The organism is Ideonella sp. (genome assembly GCF_041914305.1).
GTDB lineage: Bacteria > Pseudomonadota > Gammaproteobacteria > Burkholderiales > Burkholderiaceae_C > Ideonella.
On the sequence record NZ_JAYSDQ010000013.1, the window covers coordinates 157,526 to 173,641 of the forward strand.

A 16,116-nucleotide genomic window follows, 5' to 3' on the forward strand; every position below is an offset into this window, starting at 1 on the left:
CGCCTCACGAAACCTTGGCCGGCGTGGCACCGGCTGGGGCGCTGGCGGGCTTGGCACCACCTGCGGCGCCGCTGGCACCGCTCGCCGCTGACGACGGCGATTGGGGCCGCTTGATCGACACGCGCATCGAGAAATCGAACAGTCGGCGCTGGTCACGGTCCTTGCCCTGCGTCACCGCCTTAATCTCCACCAGTTCGGGCTTTTCGAGCCAGGGCGAGTTATAGGCCGTGTTGCGCAGCATTTCGGACACCCGCTCGTTCGTCTGGGACATGCCGCCCACGGTGACGACGTTGCCGTTCTGCTTGACCGAGGTCAGGTAGATGCCTTCTGGCGTCTGCTTGACCAGTTCATCCAACAAATACACCGGCACGTTGCGGTCGGCCTGCAGGTCTTCGACAGCCTTCTGGCGCGCCTTCAACGCGTCGATTTCGGCGCGCAATGCCGCGATGTCCTTGATCTGCTCTTCGAGCTTCTTGATTTCGTCCGACAGGAAGCGGTTGCGACCTTCCTGGAACGACGTCAGCTGTTGCAAAACACCGAACCACAGGATGACGAGGCCGACACCGACGATGCCCGCCAAGCCCAAGGCCGAAAAGAACGCCCGTTTGCGTTCCTGGCGCCGCGCTTCGCGGTGCGGAAGAAGGTTGATCAGAATCACTGCACGAACCTCCGCATCGCCAGGCCGCAAGCCGTCAGGTACGACGGCGCTTCGCGGCGCAACTTGGCCTCGCGCACGGCGGAACCGAGCTTCATGCTCTCGAACGGGTTGACAACCTTGGAGGCAAAGCCGGTCACGTCTTTGACGCGCTCGCGCAGACCGGGCATCGCCGCCGTGCCGCCGGCCAGCATCACGTAGTGCACCTTGTGGTGCGGCGTGCTCGTGAAGAAGTACTGCAGGGCCCGCCCGATTTCGTGGGCCAGGCTGTCGACGAACGGCGTCAGCAGCGTCGATTCGTAGTCTTCGGGCAAGTCGCCACTGATCTTCTTTTGCTCAGCCTCTTCGTACGAGAAACCGTACTGACGAGAGATGAGTTGGGTCAGTTGCGAACCGCCGAACGATTGGTCGCGGTCGTACAGCATTTCTTCTTCGCGCAGCACCTTCAGGCTGGTCGTGTCGGCGCCGATCTCGAACAGCGCCACCAGCGAGTCCTTGCCCTGGTCGGGCAAGGCGTTGATCAATCGACTCATCGCCAAGCGCGACGCGTGTGATTCGATGTCCAGCACCACGGGCGTCAGGCCGGCGGCTTCAGCCAAGCCCTGCCGGTCCTGCACGCGGTCTTTGCGGGAAGCGGCGATCAGCACATCGACATCACCTGCGGAGCCAGCGTTGGGCCCGATGACGCAGAAGTCCAGGCTCACCTCGTCCAACGAGAACGGGATGTACTGGTGCGCCTCGGATTCGACCTGCAGCTCCATCTCGTCCTCGCGCAGGCCCGCGGGCAGGACGATCTTCTTGGTGATGACGGCCGACTGCGGCATCGCCATGACCACATGGCGGGTCTTGGTGCCGCTGCGGCTGACGACGCGGCGCACCGCATCAGCCACTTCATCGAACTTTTCGATCTGGCCGTCGACGATCCAGCCTTTTTCGAAAGGCTCGCTCGCTAAACGTTCCAGAACCAGTTCTCCGGAAGTGGACTGGGACAGCTCGACCAACTTGACGCTGGAGGAGCTGATATCGAGGCCAATCATCTGCGGATGCTTTTGGCCCAACAGGCGATCAAGAAAACCCACGAGTCAAAGCTCCAGCGGCGCCACAACAGGACGCAAAGTTAACAAAGCACTTCAATCCTAGCAGCAAGAGTGTTGAGAAACAAAGGAAAACTGCCCGGCAAAACCCGCTGCCCGTTGCGATTCGCACACGTGTTTCGGTCATATCCAGGGGGTTGAGCCCAGGGTTTTCACCATCTGCTGTGACAAGCCGTTCATGCCGGAAAGCAGGTGTGTGCTGACGGCCCGTCCGGTGGCCGGCATATAGGTCGACCGATATGCCCCATTTCTATAATCGGCCGGCCCATCGCAGGAGCCCCATGAGCGAAGCCGACCGCGCCGATTCACCTTCACCGCCCGCCCGAGGCGCTTCCGCCGCCCATCCGTGGTGGACGGCCCTTGTCCGTCTGGTCTTTGGCAGCCTGGGCCTGATCGGTGCCGGCCTGCTGGTGATCCTGATCTGCGCGGCCATTGCGCTGGCAGTCGCCTACCCCAACCTGCCGGAGCTCGACTCGGTCACCGACTACCGCCCCCGCCTGCCGCTGCGGGTGGTATCGGCCGAAGGGGATCTGCTGGGCGAGTACGGCGACGAGCGCCGCACCTTCACGCCGATCGGAGAAATCCCCAAGGTCATGCAAGACGCGGTGCTGGCCATCGAAGACGCGCGCTTCTACCAGCACAGCGGCGTCGACTACATCGGCGTCATCCGCGCGGGTCTCGCGCAATTCGGTTCGGTCGGCAGCCAGGGCGCGTCGACCATCACGATGCAGGTGGCGCGCAATTTCTACCTGTCGACCGAGAAGTCGCTGACCCGCAAGCTTTACGAGATCCTGCTCGCGCTCAAGATCGAAAGCCAGCTCAACAAGGACCAGATCCTCGAGCTGTACATGAACCAGATCTACCTGGGCCAGCGCGCCTACGGCTTCGCGGCCGCCAGTGAGATCTACTTCGGCAAGCCCCTGAAAGACCTGAGCGTCGCCGAAGCCGCGATGCTGGCCGGCCTGCCGAAGGCGCCTTCGGCCTACAACCCGATCGCCAACCCGCGCCGGGCGACCGTGCGCCAGCAATACATCATCGACCGCATGCTGGACAACGGCTTCATCACCGCCGAGCAGCATGCCGCCGCCAAGGCCCAGGAGCTGAAGTACCGCGCGCCCACCGATCTGCCGGTGCACGCAGAGTACGTGGCCGAGCTGGCCCGGCAGATGATCTACACCCAGTACGGGCCCGAGGCCTACACCCGGGGCTTGCAGGTGCAGCTGACGGTGCGCGCCGCCGACCAGATGGTCGCCTATCGAGCCCTGCGCAAGGGGCTGATGGACTACGAGCGCCGCCAGGTCTACCGCGGGCCGGAGGCCTACATCGACCTGCCGGCCGACCCGAAAGCGGTCGATGCCCGCATCGCCGAGGCACTCGCCGACCATCCGGACAACGACGAGTTGAAAGCGGCCGTGGCGCTGGAAGCCGGGCCGAAGAAGGTGGTGGCGGTGTTGCAGTCGGGAGAGTCGATCACCATCACCGGCGACGGGCTCAAACCCGTGGCCTCCGGGCTGGCCGCCAATGCCGATGCCAAGCGCCAGATCCGCCGCGGCGCCGTGGTGCGCGCCATCAAGGGCCCCAAGGGCGACTGGACGCTGACCCAGCAGCCCGAAGTCGAAGGCGCGTTCGTGTCGCTCGAGCCCGGCACCGGCGCCATCCGCGCGATGGTCGGCGGCTTCGACTTCGGCAAGAACAAGTTCAACCACGTGACGCAGGCGTGGCGCCAGCCCGGCTCGAGCTTCAAGCCCTTCATCTACTCGTCGGCGCTCGAAAAGGGCTTCACGCCAGCCACCGTCGTCAACGACGCCCCGCTGTTCTTCGATGCCGGCTCGACGGGCAGCCAGCCCTGGGAGCCGAAAAACTACGACGGCACATTCGACGGGCCGCTCCCGCTGCGCCGGGCGCTGGCCAAGTCCAAGAACATGGTGTCGATCCGCGTGCTGCAGGCGGTGGGCGTGGACTACGCCCGCGACTGGATCACCCGCTTCGGCTTCGACCGCGACAAGCACGAGCCCTACCTGACGATGGCGCTGGGCGCCGGCTCGGTCACGCCGATGCAGATGGCCACCGCCTACAGCGTGTTCGCCAACGGCGGCTACCGCGTCAGCCCGGTGCTGATCGCCCGCATCACCGACGCGCGCGGCAAGGTGCTGCACCAGGTCGACCTGACGGGGCCAGACGAATCACAGCGGGTGATCGATGCGCGCAACGCCTTCCTGATGACCAGCCTGCTGCAGGAGGTGACGCGCTCGGGCACCGCCGCCCGCGCCCAGGCCACCCTGAAGCGGCCGGACATCTACGGCAAGACCGGCACCACCAACGACTCGATGGACGCGTGGTTCGCCGGCTTCCAACCCAGCCTGACGGCCATCGTCTGGATCGGCTACGACACGCCACGCAAGCTGGGCGACCGCGAAACCGGCGGCGGCCTGTCGTTGCCGGTGTGGATCGAATACATGGGCCAGGCGCTCAAGGGCGTGCCGGTGACCGAGCGCCCGGCGCCGGACGGCGTCGTCAACGTCGGTGGCGAGTGGTACTACGACGAGTACAGCCCCGGCCAGGGCATCACGACGCTGGGCACCGAAGAGACGTCGCCAGAGTCGCCGACCGAGGACGAGAAGAAGGGGATCCTCGACCTGTTCCGGTGAGATGGAGCCCCCACACCCCCTTTGTATAGACCGGGGACATAGGTGACAGGTGTGCGAAGACATGGGTAACACTTTTCCCGCTGAGTCAGCGGGGGACCAAGTTGCCCTGGAGTCCTGTCACCGTGAAGGATCAGAGAGAAGAGTTCGTCGGGCTGGCGCGCCAGCCCGACGCGAACGTCAGCGAGCTGTGCCGACGCTTCGGGATCAGCCGCAAGACCGGCTACAAGTGGCTGCAGCGTGAGGATCTGCAGGACCGCAGCAGACGCCCGAAGAGCAGCCCCGCAAGGATGCCCGAAGACCGGGAGGCACTGGTGGTGGCGCTGCGCGCGCGGCACCCGGCCTGGGGCGCACGCAAGCTGGCGCACGTGCTGCAGCGCGAGCATGGCGTGCAGATGGCCCCCAGCACCGCCAACTCGGTGCTGCGCCGCCACGGCCTGATCGATGCGGCCGCCAGCCAGGCGGCCACCGCCTGGCAGCGCTTTGAGCACCAGACGCCCAACGCCCTATGGCAGATGGACTTCAAGGGCCACTTTGCGATGGACCACGGGCGCTGTCATCCATTGACCGTCCTGGACGATCACTCGCGGTTCAACATCGTGCTGCAGGCGCTGGACAACGAGCGGCGGGAGTCCGTGCAGCGCACGCTGCAAGCGGCCTTCGAGCGCTACGGGCTGCCGCAGCGCATCAATGTCGACAACGGCTCGCCCTGGGGTGCCCCATCTTCTGGGGCACTGACGACGCTGGGCGTGTGGTTGATTCGCCTGGGCGTACAACTCAGCCATAGCCGCCCGTTGCACCCGCAGACCAATGGCAAGGACGAGCGCTTCCATCGCACGCTGGTCGCCGAGGTGCTGCAGGGCAGGCGCTTCAAAGACCTGCCGCACGTCCAGCAGCACTTCACCCATTGGCGCCATGAGTACAACGCCTGGCGACCTCACGAGGCGATCGGCATGCAAATGCCTGCCAGCCGCTACCAGGCCAGCCCCAGGCCCATGCCGGCCAAGTTACCGCCGGTGGAGTACGGGCCGGGTGACCTCGTTCGTCGCGTCACCTACGGCGGGCGCATCAGCATCAAGGGGCACAAGATGCGCGTGGGCAAGGCGCTGGTCGGGCAGGACGTGGCCTTGCGACCACGCCCCGACGACGATGGCACCTTCGACGTGTACTTCTGTCATCACAAGCTTGAGCCCGTCGAGCTGGAGGAGGCCTGATAACCTACCTCCAGACTGTCACCCATGTCTTCGCACGGGTGTTACCCATGTCCCCGGTCTATACACCCCTTCCGGGGGCTGCCCCCCGAGGGGGCCCGCGCAGCGGACTGGCAAAGCCAGATCCGCGCACGCCACTTGAAGGCGGCGGCTCCTGCGGAGCGCCTATTCAAAGCCCCCCACCGACCGGCATTCAGCCGGCGCTGAAGGTCAGAGGTTTGCCAGCTTGGGCGCTGGCTTGCTCGGACAAGCGTTGGAAAAATTCGACGCCGTCCCTGGTGTCCAGCCATTGCCCCGAGGGTTGCAGACGGAAGTGGTAGCCGCCTGCCTTGGCCGCCAGCCAGATCTCGTGCAACGGTGGCTGGGTGTTGACGATCAGCTTGCTGCCGTTGGGCAGGGCCAACTCGAGCAGCCCGCCGGTGCGGTGGCTGTCGATGTCGATCAGGTCTTCGTCGAGCCAGCGGTCGACCTGCGCCTCGATCGCGGCCAGCGCGGCTGAAGCACGCTGCAGGTATTCGGCATCGGAGAAGGCAGAAGCAGTCATGGTCGTCGGTACACTTCGCGGCATGCCGTACCGCGCCGCATCGAGTGTAGTGGCGCCCGCCGGGCGCCTTGGGTTCAGGGTCTTGCTGGCCGCCTGTGGGCTGGCCCTGGGCCTGTCGCCGCTGGCCGGCTGCGGCCAACGTGGCGCGCTGGTGCTACCGCCCTCGGACAAGGCCGAGGCGGCCCCCACCACCCCACCCGCCTCGGCCGCCAGCGCGGCCACGACCACCCCATGAGCTTGCCCGGCCACCCGTTCCTGCATGTCCGCGACGACAGCCTGTGGCTCGAAGGCCACCCGCTGACGGCGCTCGCCGAACGATTCGGCACCCCGCTGTACGCCTACTCGCGCAATGCGATGCGCGACTGCGCCGCGAGCTATCAGCGCGCACTGGCCGGCCGGCCGCACCTGGTCTGCTACGCCATGAAGGCCAATTCCAGTCTGGCAGTGCTGCAGACCTTTGCCGAAGCCGGCTGCGGCTTCGACATCGTCTCGGGCGGTGAGCTGCAACGGGTGCTGGCGGCCGGCGGCCAGGCCAGCCGCGTGGTCTTCTCAGGCGTCGGCAAGACACGCGACGAAATGCGCATGGCGCTCGAAGCCGGCGTGCGCTGCTTCAACGTCGAAAGCGAAGCCGAATTGCTGACGCTGTCCGAGGTCGCCACGACGCTGGGCCGCCGGGCGCCGATCAGCCTGCGCGTGAACCCCGATGTCGACGCCGGCACCCACCCCTACATCTCGACCGGCCTCAAAGGCAACAAGTTCGGCGTCGCCCATGACCGCGCACTGGCTGTCTACCGACAGGCCAGGGCTCTGCCCGGCATCGAGGTCAAGGGCATCGACTGCCACATCGGCTCGCAGATCACCAGCGCCAGCCCGTACCTGGACGCCCTGGACCGCCTGCTCGACCTGGTCGACGCGCTCGCGGCCGACGGCATCGATCTGCACCACATCGACCTCGGCGGCGGCCTGGGCATCACCTACACCGACGAAGAACCGCCGAGTGCTGAAGCGCTGGTCCGCCAGATGCTGGCCCGCATCGATGCGCGCGGCCACGGCCACCGCGAGGTGCTGCTGGAGCCCGGTCGGTCGATGGTCGGCAACGCTGGCGTGCTGCTAGCCTCGGTGCTGTACCTGAAGCCCGGCGAAGAGAAGAACTTCTGCATCGTCGACGCGGCGATGAACGACCTGATGCGGCCCGCGATGTACCAGGCCTGGATGCGCATCGAGCCTTGCGTTCGCCGCGGCGCTGGCGCGCGCACCTGGGACGTGGTCGGCCCCGTGTGCGAATCGGGCGACTGGCTCGGCCATGACCGCAAGCTGGCGGTCGAGGCGGGCGACGTGCTGGCGGTGCTGTCGGCCGGCGCGTACGGCATGACGATGGCCAGCAACTACAACACCCGCCCCCGCGCCGCCGAGGTGATGGTCGACGGCGACCACGTGCACCTGATTCGCGAGCGTGAATCGATCGCCCAGCTGTTCGCTGGCGAAAAACTCATCCGCTGACCTTCGCCAGCCCGCTGCGCGGCAGGGAGGCTAGATTCGCCCCTCTTCCACCGCGTGACAGGCGATCTGGATGCCGGCCAGGCTTTGCCATCGCGGCCGCTCCTGGCTGCAACGGGCATTGGCGTGCGGGCAACGGGGGTGGAAGGCGCAGCCACTCGGCGGGCTCAACGGATTCGGCACCTCGCCCTGCACCGGCGTGCGCGCCCGCCCGCTCATGTGCAGGTCGGGGATCGCATCCAGCAGCATCCGCGTGTAGGGATGACGCGGCGACTCGAACAGCACCGCCTTCGGCGCCAGCTCGACCAGCCGGCCCAGGTACATCACGCCGACGTCGTCGCTCACATGCCGCACCACCGCCAGGTTGTGCGAGATGAACAGATAGGTCAGGCCTCGCTCGCGCTGCAAGTCCTTCATCAGGTTCAGCACCTGGGCCTGCACCGACACGTCGAGCGCCGAGGTCGGTTCGTCACAGACCAGGAACTCGGGCCTTGTGGCCAGGGCGCGGGCGATCGAAATGCGTTGGCGCTGCCCGCCTGAGAACTGGTGCGGGTAGCGGCCGGCGTCGGCGGCGGCCAGGCCCACGGCGCGCAGCAGCGCCTCGACCTGTTCGGCCAACTCGACCTTATCTTGCACCAGGCCGTGCTCGCGCAGCGGCTCGGCGACGATGTCCTTCACCCGCCAGCGCGGGTTCAAGCTGGCGTAGGGGTCCTGGAAGATCATCTGCATTCGCCGCCGCAGCGTGCGCGCTTGTGACGAGGCCAGGGTCTGCTGCGTCGGCTGCCCGTCGAACAACACCTGCCCGCGACTGGGCGCATGCAACCCGACCAGCAGGCGAGCGACCGTGCTCTTGCCGCAGCCCGATTCGCCCACCAGGGCCAGGGTGCGACCAGCCCGGATGCCGAAGCTTACACCGTCCACGGCGTGCACGAAGCGGCGGGGCTGGTGTTCGACCACACGGTTGAGCCATGGCGCCGACACATCGAAGACCTTGGCCAGGTCCTGCACTTCGACCAAGTGGCTCATGCGGATGCCCCTGCATCGTGCAGCCAGCAGGCGGCCCGGGTCGGGCCGGCGTCCATCAACTCGGGCCGCTCACGCGTGCAACGCGGCATCACGCTGCCGCAGCGCGGGTTGAAGGCGCAGCCCGGCGGGATGGCGTTCAATCGCGGCATCGCGCCATCGATCTGCGCAAGGCGCTCGCGGTCGTCGTCCATCGCCGGTATCGAGCCCATCAGGCCTCGGGTGTAGGGGTGGGCCGGGTGATGGATCACCTGCTGCACCGGGCCGATCTCGACCACGCGGCCGGCGTACATCACCGCCACGCGGTCGCAGGTCTCGGCGATCACGCCCATGTCGTGCGTCACCAGCATCACCGCCGCCCCATGCTCGCGTGCCAGGCGCCGTAGCAACGCAATGATCTGGGCCTGGATCGACACGTCCAGCGCGGTGGTGGGCTCGTCGGCCACGATCAGCCGCGGTTCGGCGGCCAGCGCGAGCGCGATCACGACCCGCTGCCGCATGCCACCGGAGAATTGGTGCGGGTACTGGTCGATGCGCGCTTCGGGCGCCGGGATCCCCGTCTGGCGCAGCAGGTCGATCGCACGCTCGCGCGCCTGGGTGCCGGACAGCGGCAAATGAGTCCGGATCGTCTCGACCAGTTGATGGCCCACGGTATACAGCGGGTTCAGCGAGGTCAATGGGTCCTGGAAGATGGCGCCGATCTGTCGACCGCGTACGCGCCGCATCTCGGCAGCGCCGAGGTTGTCGATGCGTCGTCCGTCCAGGCGGATCTCGCCCGCCGCGATGCGGCCCGGTGGCTCGAGCAGGCCGATGATGGCCGAGCCAGTCAGGGATTTGCCCGCGCCGGATTCACCGACGACGCCCAGGATCTCGCCCGGCGAGATCGAGAAGCTGACATCGTCCAGCGCCAGCAGCGTGCCGCGCCGGGTCGGAAACTCGACGCGCAGATGGTTGACCTCGAGCAGTGGCGCACTCATTGCAGGCGGGGGTTCAAGGCGTCACGCAGCCAGTCACCCAGCAGGTTCACGCTCAACGCGATGATCATCAGCACGGCGCCGGGAAAGACGGTGATCCACCACATGCCCGAGAACAGATTGTCATTGCCGATGCGGATCAAAGTGCCCAGCGACGGGCTGGTCGGCGGCACACCGACACCGAGAAACGACAAGGTCGCTTCGATGATCACCGCAGCGGCCACGTCGATCGTGGCCAGCACCAGCACCGGCCCGGTGACGTTAGGCAGCACATGGCGCCACATGATGCGCAGCGGCGCCACGCCGATCACCCGCGCCGCCTGCACATAGTCCTTGTGGCGCTCGACCAGCGTCGAGCCGCGCACGGTGCGGGCGTACTTGACCCAGCCGGTCAGCGCGATCGCGAGGATCAACACGGTGAAGGCGAGCGTGTCGTGCGCTTGCGGAAACAGCGCGTGGCCGACACCATCGATCAGCAGCGCAATCAGGATGGCCGGAAACGACAACATCACGTCGCACACGCGCATGATGAAGGCATCCACATGTCCGCCGGCAAAGCCGGACAGCAGACCCAACGCCACGCCGAACAACAAAGACAAGGCCACCGCGGCCAAGCCGACCAGCAGCGAAATGCGCGCGCCATACATCAGCGCCGACAGGATGTCGCGCCCCTGGTCGTCGGTGCCGAGCAAGAAGGTGGCGCGCCCGTCCGGCAGCCAGGCAGGCGGCAGCTGAGCGTCGGCCAACTCGATCGTCGACAGATCGAACGGGTTGTGCGGCGCGACCCACGGGGCGAACAACGCGCAGAAGGTGCAGACGAACACCAGCAGCGCGGCGACCTGCGCCACCGGCGAATGCCGGAAGCTGTACCAGAGGTCACCTTCGAGGAACCGGCGCCAGGCGCTCAGCGGCGGCACCGCATCGGAAACAGGGCTCATGGGCGAAGGCGTGCCAGGTTCAATGCGCCGCGACCGCGCGATCGACGCGCAAGCGCGGGTCAACGGCGAAGTACAGCAGGTCCACCACCAGGTTGATGGTGACGAAGATCAGCGAGATCAGGCACAGGTAGGCGGCCATCACCGGGATGTCGGCGAACTGCACGGCCTGGATGAACAGAAAGCCCATGCCGGGCCACTGGAAGACCGTCTCGGTGATGATCGCAAAGGCGATCAGCCCCCCGAGCTGCAGCCCCGTGATGGTCATCACCGGCACCAGCGTGTTCTTCAATGCATGACCGAAGTAGACAGTGCGATCGCTCAAGCCGCGAGCCCGCGCAAACTTGATGTAGTCGCTGCGCAGCACCTCCAGCATCTCGGCGCGCACCAGCCGCATGATCAGTGTCAGCTGGAAGATCGACAACGTGACGGCAGGCAGCAGCAGGTGCCGCCAGCCATCGAGCGTCAGCAAGCCGGTCGCCCAACCGCCGAGGTTCACCAACTCACCCCGGCCGAAGCTCGGCAGCCAGTTCAGCACCACCGCGAACAACAAGATCAGCAAGATGCCGATCAGGAATGTCGGCAGGGACACGCCGATCAGCGAGAAGCCCATCAGCAGTTGCGCCATCCATGAACCGCGCCGCAATGCAGCCAGCACGCCCATCGGGATGCCCAACAGCAAGGCAATCAGTGCGGCCACGAGGGCCAGTTCCAAAGTCGCAGGAAAACGCTCACCGACCAAGGTCGAAACCTTGCGCCCTTGGCGCAGGCTGAGCCCGAATTCGCCCTGCACCGCATTGCCAACAAAGCGCGCGAACTGCACGACCGCTGTCTGGTCGAGACCCAGGTCGGCACGCAGCTGAGCACGTTGCTCGGCAGTCGCTTCCTGCCCCATCAGGTTGGTCACCGGATCGCCGACGTACTGGAACAGCATGAACGCGATCAGCGCCACCGCCAGCATCACGATCACGGCTTGAACGAGGCGGCGAATGATGAAAGCAAGCATGCTGGGTGGATGGCTTCGCAAGCGGCGTGCCCAAGCCGACCATGGTCGATTGGGCGCGTCGAGAAACCGCCGGGTCAGCAGCTCGACGGGCGCAGTGTAGCCGTGCGAATTTCTGCATCGACACGGCGTTTGCCCGGGTCGACCGGGGTCGACGCCCCATGAAAAAAGCCGCCCGAAGGCGGCTTCGCATTCTGGGTCGAGTCGCGCGAACGCGACCGACGATCAGAAGGTGTGCTTGAGGCCGAAGTCGTAGCCGGTCTTGTTGTCCAGCGCCGCTGTGGCACTGCCGCCAATTTTCGCGGCATCGACATACACCTTCGTCCGCTTCGACAAATTGTAGTGAGCACCAATGCCAGCCTTTTTTGTCTCGCCGATCACGTCCAAGTCGTTGGCGGCGTACACGGCCTTGATATCAAAAGCGCCCACCGGAAAGGTGGCCCCGATCAGCCAGCCCTTGGCGTCCAGGCCAGTAGCAGTTGTGCCCTTGCTGTAGCCCGCCGCTAGCGTCATGAAGCCGAAGTTGTAGCGGCCACCAATGTTCCAGCCTTTGTCTTCCTCGGCGGCCGGGTTCTCATAGCCGATGCCGACCCAGACTGGGCCCGCCGCATAGTTGGCACCGATGGAGAAAGGCTTGTCGTTCGAGACGCCGGCGTTGTTGGGGGCACTCTCGGCGATCGACACGCCGAGGTTGAAGCCCGCAACCGACAGGTCGTAGCGGATCGAATCAGACACGCGCGTCTTGTAGATTGCCGAACTGGTCGCACCACCATTGGCAACGACGCCAAAGCGCATGCCAACTTCACGACCTTGTGCGACGGTTTCGCCGCCGAACGGGTCGATCTGGTTCTGGATCATCAAGAACGCCGGAGTGTACTGACGGCCCAGATTGACCATACCGAAGGGTGTAACCAGACCGACGGTCGAGTAGCCTTGCCAGAAAGTGGTGGCGTTGGCTTGGGTGCCGGTGTCTACGAAGAAGCGGTGCTCCATGCCGAACGTGGCCTTGTAGCCGCCGCCAAGGTCTTCGACGCCACGGAAGCCAAGACGACTGCCGCCGCCGTAGAAGCCGCCGTCGGCGACCATCTTGTCTTCGCTGGCGTACGGCTTGGTGAGTGTGGAATCAAGGAAGCCGTAGATGGTGACCGACGACTGGGCCGAGGCAGCACCGGCGAACGCGCCGAGCACGGCCAGAGCGAGCAGAGATTTTTTCATTCAGAGATCTCCTAGGTTTTGAACAAGAGGTCCCGATCGAGGGGGAACCCGGTCACCACGACGGGTGGGGCCGATCAGGCCAACCTCCGCAACGGAAGTTGACGCTATTGCACCAGACCCCCCTGGGGGGCGCAAAGAAAACGGGGCCCCAATTCGGCGTTTTGTTGTCGTGCAACAACGAGTTACCCGCTTGACGCGCACCAATGTGGAGCGCCGGCCAAGCGCCCGGTCAAAGTGGTCGTGTCCACGCGGGTATGCTGGCGCCATGGCCTTCGAGACTTCGACTTCTCTCGACCGGTGGCTGATCGCCGCCGACAACGCCTTGCGCACCGTGTCAGGCGTGGCCCAGGCCGGCCGGCCCTCCCCCGCCGCTGGGCTCGATCCCAGCCTGCCGACCGATCTCAAGCGCCAGTCCGCGCCGCTGATGCGGGTCAACCACGTGGGCGAAGTCTGTGCGCAGGCACTTTACGAAGCGCAGGCGCTAACGGCCCGCAGCCCCGAGATCCGGGCCCAGATGGAGCAGGCTTCGCACGAAGAGACCGACCACCTGGCCTGGACAGCCGAGCGCCTGCGGTCACTGGGTGATCGCCCCAGCCTGCTGAACCCGTTGTGGTACGCCGGGGCTTTTGCGATTGGCCTGGTCGCAGGGCGAGCCGGCGACGCCTGGAGCCTGGGGTTTCTGGTCGAAACCGAGCGCCAAGTCGAAGAACACCTGGCGGGCCACCTGAACCGATTGCCGGCCGACGACCACGCCTCACGTGCCATCGTGGCGCAGATGAAGCACGACGAAGCGCAGCACGCTGAGGCGGCGCTGGCCGCCGGTGGTGCGCCGCTGCCGGCACCCGTGCGCTGGCTGATGCGCGGCGCGTCCAAGGTGATGACCACCACCGCGCATTACATCTGAGCGTCCGCCCGAGCGGCTCTCGTTCAGGCCGCCTCTCGCACCTCGACGCTGGTCGTGATGCGCGCCGTGTGGGCGATCATCGCCGTCGCGGAGCAGTATTTCTCGTGCGACAAGGTCACCGCACGCTCGACCGCCGCCAGCGGCAGCTCTTTGCCGCTGACCACGAAGTGCATGTTCAGCGCGGTGAAGACCTTTGGATCGGTGTCCGCGCGCTCCGCCGTCAGCTTGACCTGGCAGCCGCTCACCGCATGGCGACCACGCTTGAGGATCAACACCACGTCGTAGGCGGTGCAGCCGCCGGCGCCGGCCAGCAGCGTCTCCATCGGCCGCGGCGCCAGGTTGCGGCCACCACCGTCGGGGGCGCCGTCCATCGTCAACACATGGCCGCTGCCGGTCTCGGCCAGCATCGCCATCCCCGCGTCCGCCACCCAATGCACCGTGCATTCCATCTTGCTTCGTCCTTGTTGCCGGGCGACTGTGAAACGCGCCCCATCGCAGGGCATTATCGGCATCTGGAGCCGGCACTCTACGCCCAGGTTATTGCAGTGCAACAAGAGCCGCGCTAGACTGCCGCACATGCAGTAAACGCTTTCAACGGCGCCGACTGCACCGCTTGTCTCCTCCACCCCTCAACGGTGGATTCAGCCCGGGCCCTCACGGTCCCGGGCTTTTTTCTACCTCGTCGGGCCGCAGCGTCTCTCGCCCTGGCCTCGCATATCATGCGGCGCTGCAACACGGCCGGCTCGGCCGCAGTTGCCTTCAGCAAGCCAACCCCAGCCGACGAGGAGAGACGCCCATGGCCGGCGCCGCCCGAAAGCCGCGCGCCACCGCTGCGCGCGCATCCGCTTCACCCGCCGCCAGCGCCGTCGACTACCTGCGCCGAATTCTGACCGCCAAGGTCTATGACGTCGCGAAGGAAACCGCGCTCGACCCCGCCAAGGCCTTGTCGCGCCGCCTGGGCAACAGCGTGCTGCTCAAGCGCGAAGACTGCCAGCCGGTGTTCAGCTTCAAGCTGCGCGGCGCCTACAACAAGATGGCTCGGCTGTCGCCCGAGGCGCTGGCCCGCGGCGTCATCTGCGCTTCGGCCGGCAACCACGCGCAAGGCGTGGCGCTGGGCGCGCACCGGCTGAAGTGCCGCGCGGTGATCGTGATGCCGACCACCACGCCCAAGGTCAAGGTCGACGCCGTGGCCGCGCTCGGCGGCGAAGTCGTGCTGCACGGCGACAGCTACTCCGACGCCTACCTGCGCGCCCTCGAAATCGAGAAGGACCAGGGCCTGACCTTCGTCCACCCCTTCGACGACCCCGACGTGATCGCCGGCCAGGGCACGATCGCGATGGAGATCCTGCGCCAGCATCAGGGCCCGATCGACGCAGTCTTCGTCGCAATCGGCGGCGGCGGGCTGATCTCGGGCGTAGCGGCCTACATCAAGGCCGTGCGGCCCGAGATCAAGGTGATCGGGGTGCAGACCACCGATTCCGACGCAATGGTCCGCTCGGTCAAGGCCGGCAAGCGGGTCCAGCTGGCCGACGTGGGCCTGTTCGCCGACGGCACAGCGGTCAAGCTGGTGGGCGAAGAGACCTTCCGCCTGACACGCGAGCTGGTCGATGACTTCGTGGTGGTCGACACCGACGCCGTCTGCGCCGCGATGAAAGACGTGTTCCAGGACACGCGTTCGATCGTCGAGCCCTCCGGCGCGCTGGGCGTGGCCGGGTTGAAACAGTACGTCGAGACCCACAAGCCCAAGGGCAAGACCTTTGTCGCCGTCACCTGCGGCGCGAACATGAACTTCGACCGCTTGCGCTTCGTCGCCGAGCGGGCCGAGTTCGGTGAACAGCGCGAAGCCCTGTTCGCGGTCACGATCCCCGAAGAGCGCGGCAGCTTCAAGCGCTTTTGCGAGCTGATCGGCACGCCCGGCCACCCGCGCTCGGTGACCGAGTTCAACTACCGCATCTCTGACGCCCGCGTCGCCCATGTGTTCGTCGGCATCTCGATCGCCAAGCGCGAAGAGGCCGACAAGATCGAGCGCAACTTCATCCGCCACGGCTTTGCCACCGTCAACCTGACCGACGACGAGCTGGCAAAGGAGCATGTGCGCCACATGGTGGGCGGGCGCAGCGAGCTGGCCAAGGACGAGCGGCTGTACCGCTTCCAGTTCCCCGAGCGCCCGGGCGCATTGATGCGCTTCCTGGCCGCGATGCACCCGAGCTGGAACATCAGCCTGTTCCACTACCGCAACCAGGGCGCCGACTACGGCCGCATCCTCGTCGGCATCCAGGTGCCTAAGGCTGACAAGAAGGCCTTCAAGGACTTTCTGGACACGCTCGCCTACCCCTGCGTCGACGAGACCGACAACCCGGTCTACCAACTTTTCCTGCGCTGACACGGCTTTCGGACGGGCCCAATGCGCATCGGC

General features: G+C 66.2%; 15 protein-coding genes. 6 read left to right on the forward strand and 9 right to left on the reverse strand.

The features are described from left to right. Positions 1 to 4: 4 nt before the first annotated feature. Both ACE3SG_RS17840 and ACE3SG_RS17845 read right to left on the reverse strand, forming a co-directional pair. On the reverse strand, positions 5 to 658 hold the full coding sequence (locus ACE3SG_RS17840) for a PilN domain-containing protein (RefSeq protein WP_374567260.1): 654 nt from the start codon (positions 656 to 658) through the stop codon (positions 5 to 7). Beyond that, entirely contained in the window at positions 655 to 1,692 is a 1,038-nt protein-coding gene (locus ACE3SG_RS17845) for a pilus assembly protein PilM (RefSeq protein ID WP_374567262.1), read from the reverse strand. Before ACE3SG_RS17845 ends, ACE3SG_RS17840 begins: the two co-directional genes overlap by 4 nt. A 338-nt stretch (positions 1,693 to 2,030) precedes the next feature. Between ACE3SG_RS17845 and ACE3SG_RS17850 the strand changes: the two genes are divergently transcribed. Together ACE3SG_RS17850 and ACE3SG_RS17855 are read left to right on the forward strand one after the other, a co-directional pair. Beyond that, positions 2,031 to 4,397 (forward strand): penicillin-binding protein 1A, encoded by a 2,367-nt coding sequence (locus ACE3SG_RS17850; protein ID WP_374567264.1) that lies wholly within the window; start codon positions 2,031 to 2,033, stop codon positions 4,395 to 4,397. Positions 4,398 to 4,498: 101 nt separating this feature from the next. After that, on the forward strand, positions 4,499 to 5,608 hold the full coding sequence (locus tag ACE3SG_RS17855) for an IS481 family transposase (protein ID WP_374567266.1): 1,110 nt from the start codon (positions 4,499 to 4,501) through the stop codon (positions 5,606 to 5,608). Between the two features lie 190 nt (positions 5,609 to 5,798). Here the strand turns inward: ACE3SG_RS17855 and cyaY are convergent, their stop codons facing one another. Continuing rightward, positions 5,799 to 6,149: an iron donor protein CyaY gene (gene cyaY / locus ACE3SG_RS17860; RefSeq protein ID WP_374567268.1), complete on the reverse strand. Its 351-nt coding sequence runs from the start codon at positions 6,147 to 6,149 to the stop codon at positions 5,799 to 5,801. Positions 6,150 to 6,171: 22 nt separating this feature from the next. Between cyaY and ACE3SG_RS17865 the strand changes: the two genes are divergently transcribed. Together ACE3SG_RS17865 and lysA are read left to right on the forward strand one after the other, a co-directional pair. After that, positions 6,172 to 6,384, forward strand: a complete 213-nt coding sequence (locus ACE3SG_RS17865) for a hypothetical protein (RefSeq protein WP_374567270.1) — start codon at positions 6,172 to 6,174, stop codon at positions 6,382 to 6,384. Next, positions 6,381 to 7,649, forward strand: coding sequence for a diaminopimelate decarboxylase (gene lysA, locus ACE3SG_RS17870; RefSeq protein ID WP_374567271.1), 1,269 nt, complete (start codon positions 6,381 to 6,383; stop codon positions 7,647 to 7,649). The genes ACE3SG_RS17865 and lysA overlap by 4 nt, the downstream gene beginning before the upstream one ends. Before the next feature lie 30 nt (positions 7,650 to 7,679). On the opposite strand, the gene ACE3SG_RS17875 is transcribed toward lysA, so the two are convergent. The 5 genes from ACE3SG_RS17875 to ACE3SG_RS17895 all read right to left on the reverse strand — a co-directional run bounded on the left by ACE3SG_RS17875 (position 7,680) and on the right by ACE3SG_RS17895 (position 12,796). After that, the gene (locus tag ACE3SG_RS17875; protein WP_374567273.1) at positions 7,680 to 8,672 is read right to left on the reverse strand and encodes an ABC transporter ATP-binding protein; all 993 of its coding nucleotides are present in this window, start codon (positions 8,670 to 8,672) and stop codon (positions 7,680 to 7,682) included. Then, positions 8,669 to 9,646: an ABC transporter ATP-binding protein gene (locus ACE3SG_RS17880; RefSeq protein ID WP_374567275.1), complete on the reverse strand. Its 978-nt coding sequence runs from the start codon at positions 9,644 to 9,646 to the stop codon at positions 8,669 to 8,671. Before ACE3SG_RS17880 ends, ACE3SG_RS17875 begins: the two co-directional genes overlap by 4 nt. After that, positions 9,643 to 10,581, reverse strand: coding sequence for an ABC transporter permease (locus tag ACE3SG_RS17885; protein ID WP_374567277.1), 939 nt, complete (start codon positions 10,579 to 10,581; stop codon positions 9,643 to 9,645). The genes ACE3SG_RS17880 and ACE3SG_RS17885 overlap by 4 nt, the downstream gene beginning before the upstream one ends. Positions 10,582 to 10,600: 19 nt before the next feature. Beyond that, complete coding sequence (locus ACE3SG_RS17890; protein ID WP_374567280.1) at positions 10,601 to 11,584, reverse strand: ABC transporter permease; 984 nt, start codon at positions 11,582 to 11,584, stop codon at positions 10,601 to 10,603. Positions 11,585 to 11,806: 222 nt separating this feature from the next. Next, entirely contained in the window at positions 11,807 to 12,796 is a 990-nt protein-coding gene (locus tag ACE3SG_RS17895) for a porin (protein ID WP_374567282.1), read from the reverse strand. 265 nt (positions 12,797 to 13,061) lie between these two features. Between ACE3SG_RS17895 and coq7 the strand changes: the two genes are divergently transcribed. Beyond that, complete coding sequence (gene coq7, locus ACE3SG_RS17900; protein WP_374567284.1) at positions 13,062 to 13,700, forward strand: 2-polyprenyl-3-methyl-6-methoxy-1,4-benzoquinone monooxygenase; 639 nt, start codon at positions 13,062 to 13,064, stop codon at positions 13,698 to 13,700. Positions 13,701 to 13,723: 23 nt separating this feature from the next. Here the strand turns inward: coq7 and ACE3SG_RS17905 are convergent, their stop codons facing one another. Then, positions 13,724 to 14,149, reverse strand: coding sequence for an OsmC family protein (locus tag ACE3SG_RS17905; protein ID WP_374567285.1), 426 nt, complete (start codon positions 14,147 to 14,149; stop codon positions 13,724 to 13,726). Positions 14,150 to 14,496: 347 nt separating this feature from the next. Here ACE3SG_RS17905 and ilvA point away from each other — a divergent pair, with 347 nt between their 5' ends. Then, complete coding sequence (ilvA, locus tag ACE3SG_RS17910; RefSeq protein WP_374567287.1) at positions 14,497 to 16,083, forward strand: threonine ammonia-lyase, biosynthetic; 1,587 nt, start codon at positions 14,497 to 14,499, stop codon at positions 16,081 to 16,083. The last annotated feature ends 33 nt before the right edge of the window (positions 16,084 to 16,116 follow it).

Coding starts and splice junctions, on each gene's coding strand:
- ACE3SG_RS17845 (WP_374567262.1), bottom strand. CDS start 1,692: ATGATTGGCCTCGATATCAGCTCCTCCAGCGTCAAGTTGGTCGAGCTG.
- ACE3SG_RS17850 (WP_374567264.1), top strand. CDS start 2,031: ATGAGCGAAGCCGACCGCGCCGATTCACCTTCACCGCCCGCCCGAGGC.
- cyaY (WP_374567268.1), bottom strand. CDS start 6,149: ATGACTGCTTCTGCCTTCTCCGATGCCGAATACCTGCAGCGTGCTTCA.
- ACE3SG_RS17865 (WP_374567270.1), top strand. CDS start 6,172: ATGCCGTACCGCGCCGCATCGAGTGTAGTGGCGCCCGCCGGGCGCCTT.
- lysA (WP_374567271.1), top strand. CDS start 6,381: ATGAGCTTGCCCGGCCACCCGTTCCTGCATGTCCGCGACGACAGCCTG.
- ACE3SG_RS17875 (WP_374567273.1), bottom strand. CDS start 8,672: ATGAGCCACTTGGTCGAAGTGCAGGACCTGGCCAAGGTCTTCGATGTG.
- ACE3SG_RS17880 (WP_374567275.1), bottom strand. CDS start 9,646: ATGAGTGCGCCACTGCTCGAGGTCAACCATCTGCGCGTCGAGTTTCCG.
- ACE3SG_RS17885 (WP_374567277.1), bottom strand. CDS start 10,581: ATGAGCCCTGTTTCCGATGCGGTGCCGCCGCTGAGCGCCTGGCGCCGG.
- ACE3SG_RS17890 (WP_374567280.1), bottom strand. CDS start 11,584: ATGCTTGCTTTCATCATTCGCCGCCTCGTTCAAGCCGTGATCGTGATG.
- ACE3SG_RS17895 (WP_374567282.1), bottom strand. CDS start 12,796: ATGAAAAAATCTCTGCTCGCTCTGGCCGTGCTCGGCGCGTTCGCCGGT.
- coq7 (WP_374567284.1), top strand. CDS start 13,062: ATGGCCTTCGAGACTTCGACTTCTCTCGACCGGTGGCTGATCGCCGCC.
- ACE3SG_RS17905 (WP_374567285.1), bottom strand. CDS start 14,149: ATGGAATGCACGGTGCATTGGGTGGCGGACGCGGGGATGGCGATGCTG.
- ilvA (WP_374567287.1), top strand. CDS start 14,497: ATGGCCGGCGCCGCCCGAAAGCCGCGCGCCACCGCTGCGCGCGCATCC.